Below are 13,600 nucleotides of genomic sequence, written 5' to 3'. Positions count from 1 at the left end.
AAAGGAAAACGCACCATGGCTGACGCTTACGATCTCATCGTCATCGGAACAGGCCCCGGCGGCTATGTCTGCGCCATTCGCGCTGCGCAGCTCGGCATGAAGGTTGCCGTGGTTGAAAAGCGCGCCACCCATGGCGGTACCTGCCTCAACATTGGCTGTATCCCCTCCAAGGCCCTGCTGCATGCCTCAGAGGTATTTGAGGAAGCCGGTCACACCTTCGAGACGCTCGGCATCAAGGTCACCAAGCCCAAGCTCGAACTCGACAAGATGATGGGCTTCAAGGACGATGTGGTAAAGGACAATGTCAACGGCATTGCCTACCTGTTCAAAAAGAACAAGATCACCGACTATATCGGCAGCGGCGCGATCACCGCGCCCGGCAAGGTCACGGTGACGGCAGACGATGGCAAGACAACAGAGCTTGAGGCCAAGCACGTTGTGATCGCCACCGGTTCGGATTCGGCCGGCATCCCGGGTGTCGCCCTCGACATCGACGAAAAAACCATCGTCACCTCCACCGGCGCGTTGGAACTCGACAAGGTACCCGGCCATGTGGTCGTGGTCGGCGGCGGCGTGATCGGTCTGGAGCTTGGCTCGGTCTGGCGGCGCCTCGGTTCAAAGGTCACCGTGGTCGAGTTCCTGGATCATATTCTCGGCGCCATGGACCTCGACACCTCCAAACAGTTCCTTCGCATTCTGAAAAAGCAGGGCATGGAATTCATGCTCTCCTCCAAGGTCACCGCCGTGGAGAAGAAAGCACGTGGCAAACTGGCCGTCACCGTCGAACATGCCGGCGGCGAGGCCGATGCCGAAACACTGACCGCAGACGTCGTGCTGGTTTCGACCGGACGTGCGCCCTACACCAAGGGGCTTGGTCTGGAAGAGGTCGGCGTGGAACTGGACGAGCGTGGCCGGGTGAAAACCGACGGCCACTTCAAAACCAATGTTGAGGGCATTTACGCCATCGGCGACGTGATCGACGGACCGATGCTGGCCCACAAGGCCGAAGATGAAGGCTTGGCTTTGGCCGAACTGATCGCCGGCAAGGCAGGCCATGTGAACTATGACGTCATTCCCTCGGTCGTTTACACAGAGCCGGAAGTCGCCTCTGTCGGCAAGACCGAAGAAGAACTGAAAGCCGCTGGCATTGAGTACAAGTCGGGCAAGTTCCCCTTCTCCGCCAATGGCCGCGCCCGCGCGATGAACGCAACGGACGGCTTTGCCAAAGTGCTGGCCGATGCCAAGAGCGACAAGGTCTTGGGCGTCCATATCGTCGGTAAGGGCGCTGGCGACCTCATCCACGAGGCCGCCGTCTTGATGGAGTTCGGCGGCTCGTCGGAAGATATGGCGCGCACCTGCCATGCGCATCCGACCATGTCAGAGGCGGTCAAAGAGGCGGCGATGGCCGTCGAAAAACGCCAGATCCATCTCTAGCGGGCGGGCAAGGAACCAGCGATGCTTTCCGGCACCGTTCATGAAATCGCACTCGCTTTGCCCCATCCGGCCTTCCCGGAAGCCGACTGGGGCGACACGTTTGAGATGCGCACCAATCGCCATTTTGATGACGCCGAACATGCGGCCCGCACCATCATGAACTCGCTGCCCGCCTGGGCAAGCGGGCTTATGGATATGCGTGACAGGGTCGTCAGCCCTTTGGGCTTGAAAACCGGCAAGGCCATGATGGCGGCGCCGGACGTGGAATGCGTCGGCTTCTTCCCTGTGATCGCCAAGTCACCAGACCGCATCCTGCTTGGCGAGGATGACCGGCACCTCAACTTCCGTGTGGCGGTTGATCTTCACGCTGATGACCAAGGTCAGCAGGTGAGCCTGTCAACGCTGGTCAAGCGCAACAACGCATTGGGCGCAGGCTATCTGGCGGTGATCATTCCGTTTCACAAATTGATCGCCCGGGCCATGCTGCGAAGCATCCGCTAGGCAGCTGTCGGGCCAGCGGAACCAACGGCGACGATCGGCTCAAACCCACCCATGATCATGCGCTTGCCATCTAAGGGCAGAGCGGTGAACTGCTGCTCCATACGGGGGTCTTCAAAGACATCCGCATTGCCTTTGTCACGGGTGGCTTTGTCCGGCCAGACGATCCAGGAAAACACCACCGTCTCATCCGCAGCTTTCTTCACGGCCATCGGAAAACTGGTGATCTCCCCGTCGGGCACATCGACGCCCCAGCACTCGCAAACCGAGAGAGCCCCGTACTCCCGGAAAACATCGGCAAGAGCTCGCGCCTGAGCGCGAAAATCATCCTTGCGCGCGGTGGGAACGGTGAAAACAAATCCATCGACATAAGACATGATGACCTCCTTTTCGAAGGCCATCCTATCACGACGGTGACGCTATCGCTTGCGCAGACGCTCGATCTCGTCGATGGGATCGAACATAACCTTCACGCGCTCGGTCAGCGCATCAAGCGACTCTAGGTGGCGATCCAGCTCGGCCATCCGCTGGCGGGCGTAGAGCGCATCGCTTTCCACTTTCGTCAGTTGCTGTTCGGCGCCCTCGTCGCGCTCGCCTTCATAGCCGGTATCGACAAGCTGCGAGGCCTGGCCAACGAAGTCGGCGTAGCGCCGTTCCAGCCCGCGGCGCTCCTTCATCACGCCGGTGCGCACCTCGTTGATCTGCCGAACCAGCGCCGCCACCCGCGCTTGATCGCTGGTTTTGTCACGTGCCGAACTTCGCGCTTTGAAGAACACCATGCTGTTTGTATTGCCATGCAACGCGCGATTCGGGCAATCGACAAACCAGGTTCAAGCCAGCGAGCACACAGCCTAGTGAGGCGGTTTCATATTCGCACCACATTTGGCTGTCAGCGCCTTGTGCTTGGGATTGATAATTGTGCTTTACCGGCACGTACTTGGCGCGATACACCCCACGGATGGCACCACTTCGGCGTTCCCTCAGACGGATCAAGGTCGGCAAAGACCCTGCGCTCAATCTTGAGCCGCAAAAGCCTTCGGGCGTCGAGCATCGCGGCGTCAGCTTCAAATGGCTTTTCAGCACGGTCGTCACCGGTCTTGCCTCAACCGGCCTGATGATTGGCGCGCTTTATGCCGCCGTCGATGGTCGCCAACAGGTCGCCGTGCCGCCCAACGTTGCCCAGACCGAACTGCTGGCAAGCCTGGTCGATGAAGATGGTCGCATTGCCAAGGGCGACCGCCTGACCCGGATCGCCGAACCGATTGCCAACCGCCAGCTGATCGACGTGTCCACCATCCACCGCGAGGGCGATATGGATGTGGTGCGTCTGCAGCCGTTCGCGCGCGTGATCGCGACGCTGGCGCTTGAATCAACCGAGATCAGTGCCGAGCGCCCACCGTTCAACCCGCTGAACCTTTTTGCCGGCAACAACGACATCATCAGCGCCGACGCGGCCTCGCTGATTTACGACGCCGACGTCGAAGGCGAGATCGCGGTGCGTGAGACGGCCTTCCCCTACGATTATGCCGCGCTCGATCAGAACGCCGTTCCGGCGCCCGAGCAGGTGGCCTTCGAAGTTGCCGACATCGCACGCTTCACGATTGGCGAGAGCGCACCGCAGGCTGTCGCCGCAGGCTTCTCACCCTCCCTGGATTTCGGCGCACAGTCCGCGCTCGCCTTTGCTGATCCAACCCGCGCGTCAACGGCCTTCGCCTCGCTCAACGCCGCCGAAGCCGATGCGCAGGCAGCCCTCAATGCCCTGGAAAGCTTCGCCACCGTTCGCGTGATTCCGGAAAACTTCTCTGTCATCGGCAAGGTTGAAGACCAGCCGGTGGACCAATCTGACGGTTTGGATGAAGTGATTGTCGCGTTGCGCGACGGCGACACGCTTGGCTCAGTTCTTCTTGCCAACGGCGCGCGCGAAGGCTCAGTCGCACCGGTTGAATCCGCCTTTGAGACCTTCCTCAACACCACGCAGATGCGCGAAGGCCACCGCCTGCGCATCGCCATGGCACCGGCCGATGAGACCGGCGAGACATCCGATCCCATCCGCGTCAGCCTCTACGATCAACGCTCGCATCTTCTGACCATCGCGCTGACCGAGAACGGGCGCTATCAGGTCGATGAAGAGCCGCGCATCGTCGATCTCAACGCCTTCGCGGCGGTTGAGCAGGAAGCGCAGGGCTCAGCCCGCCTTTATTCCTCAATTTACGAGACGGCGCTCGCCAACGAAATCCCGATGGATGTTGCCAACGAGCTAATCCAGATCTTCGCCTATGATTTGGACTATCAGCGCGTCGTCCAACCGAGCGACACGATGGAAGTTCTTTACGAGCTTGACGGCGATGGCGACGCTTCTGGCGATGTCGTGTTTGCCTCCATCACCACCGGCTCGACTACGCATAAATTCTACCGGTTCACCGCCGAAGACGGCTCCCTGCTCTACTTCGATGAAGAAGGTGTCTCGGCCAACAAATTCCTCATCCGCAACCCCGTTCCCAACGGCCGCTTTCGCTCCGCCTTCGGCATGCGTCGCCACCCGATCCTCGGCTACAACCGTATGCACAACGGCGTTGATTGGTCGGCTCCGCGCGGCACGCCCATCATCGCCGCCGGCAATGGAACGGTCACTGATGCGCGCTGGAATTCCGGCTTCGGGCGCTGGGTTCGTATCGAGCACGCCAATGGGTATGTAACGACCTATTCCCACCAGACACGCTTCGCCGACGGTATCGCGCCGGGCGTTGAAGTTCGCCAGGGTCAGGTGATCGGTTATGTCGGCTCAACCGGCCTTTCCACCGGTCCACACCTTCACTATGAGGTGCTGGTGAATGGCCGCAATGTGGACCCGATGGGCATTCGCGTCGCGCGCGAAGAAACGCTGTCCGGCCAGCGCCTGGTCGATTTTGAGCGTGAGCGCAATCGGATCGACGAATTGATGGAGCGTGATCGCGGCGCCACCATCCGCGTGGCATCAACGGTCAACTGACGCTCTGGCACCCGCTAGCGCGGAATGTACCAGTCGCGCCGGTGGTTGAAGGCGATGAGACCGTTGAGCACCACGGCACCAAGCAGCGAAAACATCACCACCGAAAGCGGGAACAGGAACGCCGCCACCGCGAACAGCACGGCGTCAAAGCCGAGCTGAATGTAGCCGGCGCGAATGCCGAACTTGTCTTGAATCCAAATCGCCACCACGCCCAACCCGCCGAGTGAGCTTTTGTGGCGGAAGATGGCGAGCAGCCCAATCCCGGTCACGACACCGAACATGATTGCACCCAGTGTTGGGTCGAGCCGCTCAATGGCAAAGCCCAGCGGCACCAACTCGGTGCCCAGCGATAGCGCCGCCACACAGGCCATCGATTTGAGCGTGAACTCCCACCCCATCGCCTTGATGGCAAAAAGGTAGAACGGGATGTTGATCAGAAAGAAGATCAGCCCGAACGAGCCGCCGGTGAGATAGGAAATAACCACCGCCAGGCCCGCCGTTTGGCCTGTGATCAAACCCAAATGGGTCAGGATAACCAGACCCATCGTGCACATGACAACGCCGGTCGCCAGCCCCTGCGCATCCTCCAGCGGCGTGTGCTTGATGGTGGATTGCGCGACGGGAACAGGACTTGGCATGAGGTGCTACCCGCCGAATTTTTTGGTGCGAGCGGCCAGCGTTCGCAATCGAAGAGCATTCAGCTTGATGAAGCCTTGCGCGTCAGTCTGATCGTAGGCGCCCTGATCGTCTTCGAACGTCACAAGCTCTTCAGAATAGAGCGACTTGTCGGACGCGCGACCCGTGACGATCACATTGCCTTTGTAAAGCGTCAGCGAGACCTCGCCTTCCACATGGGCCTGACTGTGATCAATGGCCGCCTGCAGCATTTCGCGCTCCGGTGAGAACCAGAAACCGTAATAGATCAGTTCCGCATAACGCGGCATGAGCTCGTCTTTCAGATGCGCGGCGCCACGATCCAGTGTGATCGACTCCATCGCCCGGTGCGCTTCAAGCAGGATCGTACCGCCTGGCGTTTCATAGACGCCGCGGGACTTCATGCCGACAAAGCGGTTCTCCACAAGATCCAGGCGTCCAATGCCATTGTCGCGACCGAGGTCGTTGAGCCGCGCCAAAAGCGTTGCCGGCGACAGGCGCTCGCCATTGATTGAAACCGCATCGCCTTTTTCAAAGCCAATCGTGATTTTGGTTGGTACATCCGGCGCATCCATCGGCGAAACGGTGCGCATATGGACATATTCCGGTGCATCCACGTTCGGATCTTCCAGCACTTTGCCTTCCGAGGAGGAGTGCAAAAGGTTCGCGTCGACTGAGAACGGCGCTTCGCCGCGCTTATCCTTCGGCACGGGGATCTGATGCTTCTCGGCAAAATCGAGAAGAGCTTCACGGGATTTGAAATCCCACTCACGCCATGGCGCGATCACTTTAATGTCGGGGTCGAGCGCATAGGCATTGAGTTCGAACCGGATCTGATCATTGCCCTTGCCGGTCGCACCATGCGCCACTGCATCAGCGCCGGTTTCGCGGGCAATTTCGACAAGCCGTTTGGAGATCAACGGCCGGGCGATGGAGGTGCCGAGCAGATAGACGCCCTCATAGACTGCGTTGGCGCGGAACATCGGAAACACGAAATCGCGCACAAACTCTTCGCGCAGATCATCAATGTAGATTTCCTTGATGCCCAGCATCTCGGCCTTTTTGCGCGCCGGCTCCAGCTCTTCGCCCTGGCCAAGATCGGCGGTGAAGGTGACCACCTCGGCGTCATACTCGGTCTGCAGCCATTTCAGGATGATCGAGGTGTCGAGGCCGCCGGAATAGGCAAGCACGACTTTGTTGACGTCACCCTTGTGGGCCATGACATGCACTCCAATACGAGAAATCAATGAGAGGCTTGCGTTTAAGCGCGCGCGCCGCGTGCTTGCAAGCGTGGAAAATGGGCGCGCTGCCTATCCTGCGCTCAGCGCGAAAAACCAGAACACGACCAGAAGCACGAAGAGCTGCAACATGTTCATCCGTACCGACCAGGCATGCAGCATTTTTGCCGGTCCCGCCTGGATCGTAGACCCGCGCGCGACCTCGTCGTTGAGAGCGTTGATCCGCGGCGTCATCACCTGACGGGCGAAGAGAAAACCGCCGGCGATCACCGCCAGCACTAAGCCGGCGGCAACATTGACCAGGAACCCGGCGATGGCTGCCAGACCGGCCATGATGGCCAAGACCAGATAGTAGACCGGAAAGATCGCACGGGTCAGCGTGCGGGCGCGCTCTTTATCCAGCACCTTGTGCACCAGCGGAGCAACGGCAGCGGCAAACAGCACCATCGCACCGGCGGTGAGCGCGGTGAAGAAAAGCGCCGAATAAAGCGCAAGGTGGGCGGCGAACGCAGCGTCCATCAATGTGTCCTTCTAACGGTTTGGGGCCTGCCTATCACGGCCTGCGATATTGGAGGAACCCGGCATTGTGCCCCACTCTGTCGTAGAGCGCGCGGCCAGCCGCGTTCGTCTCATGGGTGTGCCAATAGACCCGTGCAGCACCCAGATCATCGGCCAATTCATAGACCGCTTCGATCAACGCCCGACCGGCACCACGTCCCCGCGCTTCGGGTAAAGTGAAGAGGTCTTCTAGATAAAGGTACCAGCCATCGGTCCAGGTCGCGCGATGCTTCACGCAATGGACGATGCCGATCAGCGCCTCACCCTCAAACGCACCAAGCGCATACACTGGCTCGCCAGCATCGTGAAACCGCTGCCACGTGACCTCCGTCACCGCCGGATCAAGGGTCGCCCTATAGAAGGTCAGATAGCCCTGCCAGAGCGGCAGCCACGCCTCGTGATCGTCCGGAACCAAAGGTCGGATGGAAAAAGGCTGGCGCGTCGGGCTTGATGCGGTCACAACAACTTGCTCTGGATGAACGCCCGCTCCCGGCGGGCCAAAGCCACATAGGACGTCCCTCGCCGCAATGGCAACACCCACCACCTCACCTGCCGACATGACCAAAGCGCACTATGCCCAGCGCCTGGCAGCCATCGTTGTTGCCGTCGTCGTGGTGCGCTTTGTCGTGCTGCTCCTGACGCCGCTCGATCTCTTCTACGACGAGGCGCAGTATTGGTATTGGGCGCAGGATCCGGCTCTTGGCTACTTTTCCAAACCGCCGCTGATCGGCTGGCTGATCGCGGCGACCACGGCCATCTGCGGCGACACCGAAGGCTGCATCCGCTCCGCCGCGCCGCTGTTCCATGGCGTGACAACCATGCTGGTGTTTGGCCTCGCCGCCACGCTCTACGCCCCACGCACAGCCTTCTTTGCCGCGCTCGGCTATCTTTTCGCCATCGCCGTTTCGGCCTCCTCTCTTTTGATCTCCACAGACGTTCCGCTGCTCGTCTGTTGGGTAGCCGGGCTTTGGGCCTTCGTGCACTACACCCGAACGCCGAGCGCCATGTTGGCTGCTGGTTTTGGCGTCGCCATCGCCATCGGGCTCAATGCCAAATACGCGATGATCTATTTTCCGCTCTGCGCGTTGGCCTATCTCGCCTTCACCCGAGATGCGCGCCACTTGCTCAAACGCGGTGACCTTTGGCTTGGCATCGTAGTGGGCATGCTTGGCTTCTTGCCCAACCTCATCTGGAACATCCAGCATGAGTTCATCACCTTCAGCCACACCGGTGAGAACATATCAGGCGGCGGGCTTACCTTCGATCCAGCGAGCTTTTTGGAGTTTTTCGGTAGCCAGTTTGCGGTCGCCGGGCCGATCCTCTTCGCAGCGTTGTTTTATATGCTCGCCAAACGCAGGCGCAGCGACACGCCGTCCGCTGACCGATTGCTGCTCTTCTTCTCACTCCCCATTCTCGTGCTGTTGAGCCTGCAAGCCTTTCAATCGAGCGCCAATTACAACTGGGCCGCCACCGCCTATCCGGCTCTCATCATCGTCACCACGGCTATCCTGATGGATCGCGCACGCTGGCAATGGGTGCGCTGGAACTTGATCATTTGCTTTGCCCTGGCTGGGATCATGCTTGCCGGCGCCCTCGCGGCGCTGACCGTGCGTCCCGATCATCCGGTGATCGCGCGGACCAATCTTGAGGATATGTTCGGCTGGGCGGAACATGCAGACGAACTCAGCAAACGGCTTGACCGCTTGGAAGCCGACACGATCATCACGGTCGGCCGGCGCTATGCGGCAGGGTTTTCCTACTATCTGCGCGACCGCGAGGAACCGCTGCGCGCCTTCCGCCATCAAGGCAGCCCGGCGCGCAACCATTTTGAGTTCACCGCGCCGTGGAGCGGACCATCGGTCGGCGAACGGGCGGTTATCATTTCGCCCGGCAACATAAGCCCAGTGCGCGGCGCGCGGTTGGTCGGCGTTGTCGAGGCCGACGATGGCGCCGCACCCTTCCGCTCCAACAGCTATTTGTTCCTAGCCGAAGGACCGGACGAGTAGGTTTGTTTCCGGGTGGCTCTAGGGAACGCCCTGCGGTAAAGGCCAAACATGCTTGAGTTCATCCCATCATTGGCAACCCTTGCGGCGTTTTCGCTCGCCGCCATCGCGCTCACCCTAACGCCTGGCCCTGACATGACATTGTTCCTTGGCCAGACGGTGGCCAATGGACGTCGCGCCGGGTTTGCGTCCATGGCCGGCGCATCGAGTGGGATCGTCGTTCACTCGCTGGCCGCCGCCATCGGATTGTCGGCGCTCATCGCCGCTTCGCCGCAGGCCTTTGAGGTGCTCAAATGGGTCGGCGCGGCCTATCTGGCTTATCTTGCCTATGAGGTGCTGCGTCATGGTTCGGGGCTGACCGGCGACGGACCACCGAAGTCCAACTCGCTGCGAAAAGCCTATATGAAGGGCCTGACGATCAATCTGCTCAACCCGAAGATCATCTTGTTCTTCGTGACATTCCTGCCGCAATTCGTGTCGCCGACCGATCCCCACGCATCCGGCAAGCTGATGTTTTTGGGGCTGTTCTTTTTAGTGATCGCGATCCCAATGGTCATCCCGATGATCTTGGGCGCCGAACGCATCTCAGGCTTTCTGCGGCGCTCGAAACGTGCAACACGCATCTTCGATTGGCTGTTTGCAGGTGTGATGGGCGGCTTTGCCCTTAAGCTTCTGGCGACCCAGGCGCGTTGACCGAAGCTGGGATAGAATAGCGGCGCTCGCGATAGGCCCCGGCGGTGCGTCCGGCGATCAGCCAGTAGACAAATCCACCGACAATCCCGACGGCAGCGGCGATCAGAACCCGGCGATCGGCAAGATAGACCTGCGAACCAAGCGCAAAGGTCGCGCTATAGAGCCCGACGAGACCACCTGCCACGCCGAAGATCACCATGCTGCGAAGACGAAAAACCTCGGTGGCAAGGACAACAATCACTGAGGGCAGGAAGGCTGTGTGGGCTATGGCGAAGACGGCCAAGATTGCCGTGCCCCAGTAAAACGCTTCATAAGCCTCATCGCCTTCAAGTCCGCGATAGAGCGCGAAGGTGCCCACCAATCCGGCGGCGAGGACGGCGACCAAAAAAGCAAACAGACACAGCAAAGACCGCAAGAAAACAAGCGTGAAGGATACCCGTCCTTCAACCGTGCCCGACGGCAAGGCTGGCGGCTGATCAGCCATTTTCGGCAATAGCCTGCTGCGCTGCCAAACGCTCAGCATCGAGGTGCGCCGCGTCATGCGGATCCGGCGCCTCACCAGCCAGGGCTGCGCTCATGGCTCGTTTTTTCCAAGCTGGAATGCGTTCGGATTCTGATTTCAGCTGGCCGCAGGCCGCCAGAATATCCCGGCCCCGCGGGGTACGCACCGGCGAGGCGTAGCCTGCTCGGTTCACAACATCGGCAAAGCGCTCGATCTGATCCCAGTTGGAGCATTCATAACGCGTGCCCGGCCAAGGGTTGAACGGAATGAGATTGATCTTCGCCGGAATGCCTTTCAGCAATCGCACCAGCTCTTTGGCATCGGCCAAACTGTCGTTAACGCCCTTCAGCATGACGTACTCAAACGTGATGCGTTTAGCATTGGAAACACCAGGATAGGTCCTGCAAGCTTCGAGCAACTCGGCGATCGGGTACTTTTTGTTCAGCGGAACCAGCTCGTTGCGCAACTCATCGCGCACCGCGTGCAAGCTGATTGCCAGCATTACGCCGATCTCGTCACCGCAGCGGGTAATCTCCGGAACAACACCGGACGTTGACAGTGTGATGCGACGCTTGGACAGCGAAATGCCCTCACCGTCCGAGGCGATCAAAAGGGCCTTCTTCACATTGTCGAAATTGTAGAGCGGCTCGCCCATGCCCATCATCACGACATTGGAAATCGCCCGCCCGCCATCGCGCGGCGCGGTCATACCGGCTGGGGTTTCCTGATCGGGCCAGTCACCGAGACGGTCGCGAGCCACCAAAATCTGCGCCAAGACCTCGTCAGCGGTCAGGTTGCGCACCAGTTTCTGCGTACCCGTGTGGCAAAAGGTGCAGGTCAGTGTGCAGCCGACCTGGCTCGACACACACAAGGTGCCGCGATCGCTTTCGGGGATGTAGACCGTTTCCACATCCACCGGCTGCTCGGTGGCATCACGCGCGGGGAACCGCATCAGCCATTTCGCCGTGCCATCATCGCTGATCTGTTCGGCGACGATCTGCGGCCTGGCAATCGAATGGGTATCGGCCAATGCCTGCCGCACATCCTTGGCGATGTTGGTCATGGCATCATAGTCATGGACACCGCGGACATAGAGCCAGTTCCACAGCTGACGCGCCCGCATGCGCCGCTGCTTCTCCGGCACATCAAGCGATTCCAGCGTCGTCAGAAGATCGGCCCGGTCGAGCCCGACAAGCTGGGGCTTGGGCGGCACGAATTCGGCCACCGCGTCGATCATCGGCGCATTGGGATTCTGGCGGGCAAGGTCAAGAGTGGCGGCCATAGCGGGCAGCTTTCATGCGGTCAGGGGGCGCGGGGGCAGAAGACCGCGTCCATAACGCAAAAACCGCCGCCCGGCAAACCGGACGACGGCTTCGATTCGGCATGGGATAGGCCGTTAGGATGGACAGTCGGCCGCTGTGCGGTTGGTGCCAGCGGTCACGCCAGACAGCGAAAACACATAGGTCACGTTGGTGCCACGCGAGGATGTTCCCGACACGCGCATATCACTGCCCGCGCGCATGGCAGCCAGCAGGTTCGGCCCCTCGGCAGGGTTGTTGAGAAACGCTCGCGGTCCCTGAGTGAGGAAGGTGAAGCTCGACGATCCAACGGTCGTGGTGACCTGCGAACCTTCAGCAAAGGAATAGCCAACCAGGATCAACGGCTCAGCCGTGACGCTCGCCGCCGGACGACGGGTCAAATAAAAGAACACATCGCCGTGGCGGCTTTCAGGCATCGGGTCATAGGAGCGTGGTTTGGAGACGATGAAACACGCCTGCGAACCCTCAATCGTTGTGGTGAAGACGTCCCAATCGCGGGACTGCTCAACAAAGGTCGGCTCCTGCGCCAAAACAACGCCTGGGACCATCATGCCAAAGGCAAGCGCGACAGCCATCAAGGCACGGCGTGCGGGGGAGAAAGAAAGCGGAAAAACAGACATCGGGAAACTCGCTCGGTCGCTTGTCAGTTCTGGGCCAGTTCGGGATGGCTCCTGACGGTTAACACATGCCTAAGGCACACCATCAAAGGCGAAGCTGGTCCACAAGGTCCAATTCACCATGATATTGCGTCAAAGGTCGTTAAATGCCGGTTAAGGACTGCCGCACGCGCCGCCGCACTTCTCCGGGCTACCGCCCGAGCGCATCCCTAGCGGCGAGTGGGGCAAGAGTGTGACCAAGCACTTGTGTCGCCGCCCGCCCAGTAAGTGCGTCAAAATGCCGAGGGAGAAGCCAGCTGTTTACCTGCCAGAACAAATCAATCAGATTTGGGATGTTCCTAGAGGTAGTGTTAGGCGTTCGACCTAAGGACAAAGCGTTCAAAAGTCCTATCTTCACCATCCCCTCTGCCGATCCGAAATCCAGACAACACCAAACGGACCTTTGAATGCCGCGTTCCTCGCAGCCTGACACCCGATCTGAAGCCGCAAAGGCCGACGCGCAACGCCATGCGGCGTGGCTCGAAGCGGTGGCGCAGCGGCAGGATCGCGCTGCGTTCGCCGACTTGTTCAACCATTTCGGACCGCGCGTAAAAGCCTATTTGATGCGGCTAGGGGCTGACGATGCGATGGCCGAAGAGGTCGCCCAAGACGTGATGGTCACGGTCTGGCGCAAGGCGGCATTGTTCGATCGGTCAAAAAGCTCGGCGGCAACCTGGCTTTTTCGCATCGCCCGCAATCGCCGCATCGATGTGCTGCGGCGCAAGCGCACCATCAATGTCGATACTGAGACGATGGTGATTGAGGACGAAAATCTTCCTGATCCCAACGAAACACTGGACGAAGAAAAACGGCAAAAACGCATCCGCCAAGCGCTCGCCGAACTGCCAGAGCAGCAGTTGCAATTGGTGGAACTCGCCTTTTTCACCGAGCTTTCTCATAGCCAAATCGCCGAAGAAACCGGCTTGCCGCTGGGCACGGTCAAATCGCGTATTCGCCTCGCCTTCGGCCGCCTGCGCCGTCTGCTTGAGGACGATGATCAAGTCGACGCGCCCAGCAGCTAGGGCCCATGATCAAACGCAAAGCAAACGGCTTGTT

General features: G+C 60.0%; 15 protein-coding genes. 6 read left to right on the top strand and 9 right to left on the bottom strand.

Features of this window, described 5'->3' with window-relative positions:
• Positions 1-15: 15 nt before the first annotated feature.
• Positions 16-1,434 carry a dihydrolipoyl dehydrogenase gene (locus JJ917_14360; protein ID MBO6700006.1) on the top strand — a complete coding sequence of 473 codons (1,419 nt, stop codon included), beginning with the start codon at positions 16-18 and terminating at the stop codon, positions 1,432-1,434.
• A 21-nt stretch (positions 1,435-1,455) separates the two neighbouring features.
• Entirely contained in the window at positions 1,456-1,935 is a 480-nt protein-coding gene (locus JJ917_14355) for a DUF2867 domain-containing protein (GenBank protein MBO6700005.1), read from the top strand.
• Here the strand turns inward: JJ917_14355 and JJ917_14350 are convergent.
• Together JJ917_14350 and JJ917_14345 are read right to left on the bottom strand one after the other, a co-directional pair.
• Positions 1,932-2,309 carry a DUF1428 domain-containing protein gene (locus JJ917_14350; GenBank protein ID MBO6700004.1) on the bottom strand — a complete coding sequence of 126 codons (378 nt, stop codon included), beginning with the start codon at positions 2,307-2,309 and terminating at the stop codon, positions 1,932-1,934. The two genes, JJ917_14355 and JJ917_14350, sit on opposite strands and share 4 nt — an antisense overlap.
• Before the next feature lie 42 nt (positions 2,310-2,351).
• On the bottom strand, positions 2,352-2,711 hold the full coding sequence (locus JJ917_14345; GenBank protein ID MBO6700003.1) for a hypothetical protein: 360 nt from the start codon (positions 2,709-2,711) through the stop codon (positions 2,352-2,354).
• Between the two features lie 179 nt (positions 2,712-2,890).
• Here JJ917_14345 and JJ917_14340 point away from each other — a divergent pair, with 179 nt between their 5' ends.
• Positions 2,891-4,921, top strand: coding sequence for a M23 family metallopeptidase (locus JJ917_14340; GenBank protein MBO6700002.1), 2,031 nt, complete (start codon positions 2,891-2,893; stop codon positions 4,919-4,921).
• 14 nt (positions 4,922-4,935) lie between these two features.
• On the opposite strand, the gene JJ917_14335 is transcribed toward JJ917_14340, so the two are convergent.
• The 4 genes from JJ917_14335 to JJ917_14320 all read right to left on the bottom strand — a co-directional run bounded on the left by JJ917_14335 (position 4,936) and on the right by JJ917_14320 (position 7,930).
• Positions 4,936-5,559: a YitT family protein gene (locus JJ917_14335; GenBank protein MBO6700001.1), complete on the bottom strand. Its 624-nt coding sequence runs from the start codon at positions 5,557-5,559 to the stop codon at positions 4,936-4,938.
• Between the two features lie 6 nt (positions 5,560-5,565).
• Positions 5,566-6,795, bottom strand: a complete 1,230-nt coding sequence (locus JJ917_14330; GenBank protein MBO6700000.1) for an argininosuccinate synthase — start codon at positions 6,793-6,795, stop codon at positions 5,566-5,568.
• Positions 6,796-6,885: 90 nt separating this feature from the next.
• Entirely contained in the window at positions 6,886-7,332 is a 447-nt protein-coding gene (locus tag JJ917_14325) for a DUF4149 domain-containing protein (protein ID MBO6699999.1), read from the bottom strand.
• Between the two features lie 34 nt (positions 7,333-7,366).
• Complete coding sequence (locus tag JJ917_14320; protein ID MBO6699998.1) at positions 7,367-7,930, bottom strand: GNAT family N-acetyltransferase; 564 nt, start codon at positions 7,928-7,930, stop codon at positions 7,367-7,369.
• On the opposite strand from JJ917_14320, the gene JJ917_14315 reads away from it, so the two are divergent.
• Positions 7,899-9,377: a glycosyltransferase family 39 protein gene (locus JJ917_14315; protein ID MBO6699997.1), complete on the top strand. Its 1,479-nt coding sequence runs from the start codon at positions 7,899-7,901 to the stop codon at positions 9,375-9,377. The two genes, JJ917_14320 and JJ917_14315, sit on opposite strands and share 32 nt — an antisense overlap.
• A 48-nt stretch (positions 9,378-9,425) precedes the next feature.
• The gene (locus JJ917_14310) at positions 9,426-10,067 is read left to right on the top strand and encodes a LysE family translocator (protein MBO6699996.1); all 642 of its coding nucleotides are present in this window, start codon (positions 9,426-9,428) and stop codon (positions 10,065-10,067) included.
• Here the strand turns inward: JJ917_14310 and JJ917_14305 are convergent.
• From JJ917_14305 to JJ917_14295, 3 genes are all read right to left on the bottom strand, one after another.
• A complete protein-coding gene (locus tag JJ917_14305) occupies positions 10,039-10,551 on the bottom strand; it encodes a hypothetical protein (protein MBO6699995.1) in 513 nt (170 codons plus the stop codon). The genes JJ917_14310 and JJ917_14305 overlap by 29 nt on opposite strands.
• Positions 10,544-11,851, bottom strand: a complete 1,308-nt coding sequence (gene rlmN, locus JJ917_14300; protein MBO6699994.1) for a 23S rRNA (adenine(2503)-C(2))-methyltransferase RlmN — start codon at positions 11,849-11,851, stop codon at positions 10,544-10,546. The genes JJ917_14305 and rlmN overlap by 8 nt, the downstream gene beginning before the upstream one ends.
• Positions 11,852-11,965: 114 nt before the next feature.
• Positions 11,966-12,508: a hypothetical protein gene (locus tag JJ917_14295; protein MBO6699993.1), complete on the bottom strand. Its 543-nt coding sequence runs from the start codon at positions 12,506-12,508 to the stop codon at positions 11,966-11,968.
• A 443-nt stretch (positions 12,509-12,951) separates the two neighbouring features.
• On the opposite strand from JJ917_14295, the gene JJ917_14290 reads away from it, so the two are divergent.
• Complete coding sequence (locus tag JJ917_14290; GenBank protein ID MBO6699992.1) at positions 12,952-13,566, top strand: sigma-70 family RNA polymerase sigma factor; 615 nt, start codon at positions 12,952-12,954, stop codon at positions 13,564-13,566.
• Positions 13,567-13,600: the final 34 nt, after the last annotated feature.

The organism is Hyphomicrobiales bacterium (genome assembly GCA_017642935.1).
Taxonomy (GTDB): domain Bacteria; phylum Pseudomonadota; class Alphaproteobacteria; order Rhizobiales; family MH13; genus MH13.
This window is presented reverse-complemented; position numbering and strand designations above follow the sequence as displayed.

What these genes read in the sequence shown, in the direction of transcription:
- JJ917_14350 (MBO6700004.1), bottom strand. Translation starts at nt 2,309, where the DNA reads ATGTCTTATGTCGATGGATTTGTTTTCACCGTTCCCACCGCGCGCAAG.
- JJ917_14310 (MBO6699996.1), top strand. Translation starts at nt 9,426, where the DNA reads ATGCTTGAGTTCATCCCATCATTGGCAACCCTTGCGGCGTTTTCGCTC.
- JJ917_14355 (MBO6700005.1), top strand. Translation starts at nt 1,456, where the DNA reads ATGCTTTCCGGCACCGTTCATGAAATCGCACTCGCTTTGCCCCATCCG.
- JJ917_14330 (MBO6700000.1), bottom strand. Translation starts at nt 6,795, where the DNA reads ATGGCCCACAAGGGTGACGTCAACAAAGTCGTGCTTGCCTATTCCGGC.
- JJ917_14340 (MBO6700002.1), top strand. Translation starts at nt 2,891, where the DNA reads ATGGCACCACTTCGGCGTTCCCTCAGACGGATCAAGGTCGGCAAAGAC.
- JJ917_14290 (MBO6699992.1), top strand. Translation starts at nt 12,952, where the DNA reads ATGCCGCGTTCCTCGCAGCCTGACACCCGATCTGAAGCCGCAAAGGCC.
- JJ917_14315 (MBO6699997.1), top strand. Translation starts at nt 7,899, where the DNA reads ATGGCAACACCCACCACCTCACCTGCCGACATGACCAAAGCGCACTAT.
- JJ917_14345 (MBO6700003.1), bottom strand. Translation starts at nt 2,711, where the DNA reads ATGGTGTTCTTCAAAGCGCGAAGTTCGGCACGTGACAAAACCAGCGAT.
- JJ917_14320 (MBO6699998.1), bottom strand. Translation starts at nt 7,930, where the DNA reads ATGTCGGCAGGTGAGGTGGTGGGTGTTGCCATTGCGGCGAGGGACGTC.
- rlmN (MBO6699994.1), bottom strand. Translation starts at nt 11,851, where the DNA reads ATGGCCGCCACTCTTGACCTTGCCCGCCAGAATCCCAATGCGCCGATG.
- JJ917_14295 (MBO6699993.1), bottom strand. Translation starts at nt 12,508, where the DNA reads ATGTCTGTTTTTCCGCTTTCTTTCTCCCCCGCACGCCGTGCCTTGATG.
- JJ917_14305 (MBO6699995.1), bottom strand. Translation starts at nt 10,551, where the DNA reads ATGGCTGATCAGCCGCCAGCCTTGCCGTCGGGCACGGTTGAAGGACGG.
- JJ917_14325 (MBO6699999.1), bottom strand. Translation starts at nt 7,332, where the DNA reads ATGGACGCTGCGTTCGCCGCCCACCTTGCGCTTTATTCGGCGCTTTTC.
- JJ917_14335 (MBO6700001.1), bottom strand. Translation starts at nt 5,559, where the DNA reads ATGCCAAGTCCTGTTCCCGTCGCGCAATCCACCATCAAGCACACGCCG.
- JJ917_14360 (MBO6700006.1), top strand. Translation starts at nt 16, where the DNA reads ATGGCTGACGCTTACGATCTCATCGTCATCGGAACAGGCCCCGGCGGC.